The sequence below is a fragment of the Psychroserpens mesophilus genome (assembly GCF_050617655.1).
GTDB classification, from domain to species: Bacteria; Bacteroidota; Bacteroidia; order Flavobacteriales; family Flavobacteriaceae; genus Psychroserpens; species Psychroserpens mesophilus_A.
Genome location: NZ_JBODQC010000171.1, coordinates 1 through 271, shown reverse-complemented (window position 1 = coordinate 271; position 271 = coordinate 1). Strand labels below are relative to the sequence as shown.

Genomic DNA, 271 nt, shown 5'->3' with positions numbered 1-271 from the left:
CAGCTTTTGTTCCTTCTCTCAGGAAACCAGTGGGTTGTGGGAACGTGATAACGCCATCCAGCTTCGCCGGACGGCATCCGGGGAGCTGCTGAAACCACAGGAAGGCAGCGGCTTTACCCTGGATGAAATGGGGATGCGCCGGGCATTGGAGGAACCCAACGGAAACCCCGGGTCCGCCAAGCGTATGTATTTCCCGGACAGCCGGGGCGAATTGCAGCCCTATCTGGTGCGCGAGCGGTCGGTCATGGCGCCTCAACTCCAGGAGCGGTAC

The 271-nt window shown here is 60.9% G+C and carries 1 protein-coding gene; it reads left to right on the top strand.

Features of this window, described 5'->3' with window-relative positions:
* A partial coding sequence (locus ACRHNM_RS16815) for a hypothetical protein (RefSeq protein ID WP_431137766.1) occupies positions 1–271 on the top strand: 271 nt, incomplete at both ends.